2 rRNA genes are annotated in these 3518 nt (G+C 55.1%); both read right to left on the reverse strand.

The window, feature by feature from the left end:
- Positions 1 to 195: 195 nt before the first annotated feature.
- A 5S ribosomal RNA gene (gene rrf / locus IM760_RS18705) occupies positions 196 to 311 on the reverse strand.
- Positions 312 to 522: 211 nt separating this feature from the next.
- Positions 523 to 3414 (reverse strand): 23S ribosomal RNA (locus IM760_RS18710).
- Positions 3415 to 3518 lie beyond the last annotated feature (104 nt).

Genomic DNA, 3518 nt, shown 5'->3' on the forward strand with positions numbered 1-3518 from the left:
TCCATGTGAGGGGCGGGCTGACCGACTTAGGTGGCGAGCGGTGCTCGCCATCGCTGCGCGACGCCTTCGGCGCCTCCGCCTGGCACCTTCGGTGCATCGGCGGTCACAGGGGCCTTTGTAGGGAAAGAAGGACACCGTGTCCTAAATACAAAAAACCCCCGGCACTGTCGTGACGGGGGTCTTTTGTATTTAGGAGCCTGACGATGACCTACTCTCACATGGGGAGACCCCACACTACCATCGGCGCTGAGTGGTTTCACTTCTGAGTTCGGCATGGGTTCAGGTGGTTCCCACTCGCTATGGTCGTCAGGCAAACCGGTTTGGCTTTCGCCAAAGAGGGTTGCCTTGCCTGTGGATGGACAGGCAAAGCCAATTCCAGGATTGAGAAGTCCAGCGTCAGGGTTATCCAACACCTGCTACGCGCTTTCGCTCGTTGATCTATTCAGCACGATCATGGATCGTCGCCGCTCGCTGCCTGTCCGTTCCTTGTCTCGCAAGGAAGGCAAACCGCTTTGGCGTTATATGGTCAAGCCGCACGGGCAATTAGTACGGGTTAGCTTCACGCCTCACAGCGCGTCCACATCCCGCCTATCAACGTGGTGGTCTTCCACGGCCCTTCAGGACCCTCAAGGGGTCAGGGAGATCTCATCTTGAGGGAGGCTTCCCGCTTAGATGCTTTCAGCGGTTATCCCGTCCGAACGTAGCTACCCGGCAATGCCACTGGCGTGACAACCGGAACACCAGAGGTTCGTCCACTCCGGTCCTCTCGTACTAGGAGCAGCTCCTCTCAAATCTCCAACGCCCACGGCAGATAGGGACCGAACTGTCTCACGACGTTCTAAACCCAGCTCGCGTACCTCTTTAAATGGCGAACAGCCATACCCTTGGGACCGGCTTCAGCCCCAGGATGAGATGAGCCGACATCGAGGTGCCAAACACCGCCGTCGATGTGAACTCTTGGGCGGTATCAGCCTGTTATCCCCGGAGTACCTTTTATCCGTTGAGCGATGGCCCTTCCATACAGAACCACCGGATCACTAAGACCTGCTTTCGCACCTGCTCGACTTGTAGGTCTCGCAGTCAAGCACCCTTCTACCTTTACGCTCATTGCACGATGTCCGACCGTGCTGAGGGTACCTTTGTGCTCCTCCGTTACTCTTTGGGAGGAGACCGCCCCAGTCAAACTACCCACCACACAATGTCCCCGACCCGGATCACGGGCCTGGGTTAGAACCTCAAACATGCCAGGCTGGTATTTCAAGGTTGACTCCACGATGACTGGCGTCACCGCTTCAATGTCTCCCAGCTATCCTACACAAGCAGGCTCAAAGTCCACTGTGAAGCTGTAGTAAAGGTTCACGGGGTCTTTCCGTCTAGCCGCGGGTACACAGCATCTTCACTGCGATTTCGATTTCACTGAGTCTCGGGTGGAGACAGTGCCCCCATCATTACGCCATTCGTGCAGGTCGGAACTTACCCGACAAGGAATTTCGCTACCTTAGGACCGTTATAGTTACGGCCGCCGTTTACCGGGGCTTCGATCAAGAGCTTCGTCCGAAGACTAACCCCATCAATTAACCTTCCGGCACCGGGCAGGCGTCACACCCTATACGTCCGCTTACGCGTTTGCAGAGTGCTGTGTTTTTAATAAACAGTTGCAGGGGCCTTTTCACTGCGGCCACTCGATGCTTACGGGGCAAGCCCTTCACACCAAGTGGCGTACCTTCTCCCGAAGTTACGGTACCATTTTGCCTAGTTCCTTCACCCGAGTTCTCTCAAGCGCCTTAGAATACTCATCCCAACCACCTGTGTCGGTTTAGGGTACGGTTCCTCGTAACCTGAAGCTTAGAAGATTTTCCTGGAAGCAGGGCATCAACCACTTCCCAGCCACAAAGGGCCGGTGGTCTCGGTTCTCAGCCTTAAGGTGCCGGATTTGCCTAACACCTCAGCCTACAACCTTTCCCCGGGACAACCAACGCCCGGTAGGCCTAGCCTTCTCCGTCTCTCCATCGCAGTTACAAGAAGTACGGGAATATTAACCCGTTTCCCATCAGCTACGCCTTTCAGCCTCGCCTTAGGGGCCGACTCACCCTGCGCCGATTAGCGTTGCGCAGGAACCCTTGGTCTTTCGGCGTGCGGGTTTTTCACCCGCATTATCGTTACTCACGTCAGCATTCGCACTTGTGATACCTCCAGCATGCTTCTCAACACACCTTCACAGGCTTACACAACGCTCCCCTACCCAGTGCCCTAAGGCACTGCCGCAGCTTCGGTATCCAGTTTGAGCCCCGTTACATCTTCCGCGCAGGCCGACTCGACTAGTGAGCTATTACGCTTTCTTTAAAGGGTGGCTGCTTCTAAGCCAACCTCCTAGCTGTCTGAGCCTTCCCACATCGTTTCCCACTTAACTGGAATTTGGGGACCTTAGCTGGCGGTCTGGGTTGTTTCCCTCTCCACGACGGACGTTAGCACCCGCCGTGTGTCTCCCGTACTGCACTCACCGGTATTCGGAGTTTGCATCGGTTTGGTAACCCGGGATGGGCCCCTAGCCGAAACAGTGCTCTACCCCCGGTGGTGATATACGAGGCGCTACCTAAATAGCTTTCGGGGAGAACCAGCTATCTCCGGACTTGATTAGCCTTTCACTCCGACCCACAGGTCATCCGAATCTTTTTCAACAGATCCCGGTTCGGTCCTCCAGTGCGTGTTACCGCACCTTCAACCTGCCCATGGGTAGATCGTCCGGTTTCGGGTCTATTCCCAGCAACTCGTCGCCCTATTCAGACTCGGTTTCCCTACGGCTCCCCTATACGGTTAACCTCGCTACTGAGAATAAGTCGCTGACCCATTATACAAAAGGTACGCCGTCACCCAACAAAGCGGGCTCCGACTGCTTGTACGTACACGGTTTCAGGGTCTATTTCACTCCCCTCTCCGGGGTTCTTTTCGCCTTTCCCTCACGGTACTGGTTCACTATCGGTCAGCCAGGAGTATTTAGCCTTGGAGGATGGTCCCCCCATGTTCAGTCAAGGTTACACGTGCCCCGACCTACTCGTTTTCACATGCTCAGGTTTTCGGATACGGGACTATCACCCACTATGGTCGGCCTTCCCAAACCGTTCTCCTAACCAGTCACATGCTTAAGGGCTAATCCGCGTTCGCTCGCCGCTACTGACGGAATCTCAATTGATTTCTGTTCCTACGGGTACTTAGATGTTTCAGTTCCCCGCGTTCGCCTCACACACCTATGGATTCAGTGTGTGATACCTGCCTTATGACAGGTGGGTTGCCCCATTCGGAGATCTCCGGGTCAAACGGTTGTTTGCCACCTAACCGGAGCTTATCGCAGGCTACAACGTCCTTCATCGCCTCTGGCTGCCAAGGCATCCACCGTGCACGCTTCGTCACTTGACCATATAACCCAAAACAGTCTGCACCGCTCAGGCCATACGAACTCGCAACGATCAACGATAATCGCACCAAATAGACACAAGTGTCAGATAAACTTCTAACGCTTG

The sequence above is a fragment of the Alloalcanivorax marinus genome (genome assembly GCF_016906305.1).
Classification (GTDB): Bacteria; Pseudomonadota; Gammaproteobacteria; order Pseudomonadales; family Alcanivoracaceae; genus Alloalcanivorax; species Alloalcanivorax marinus.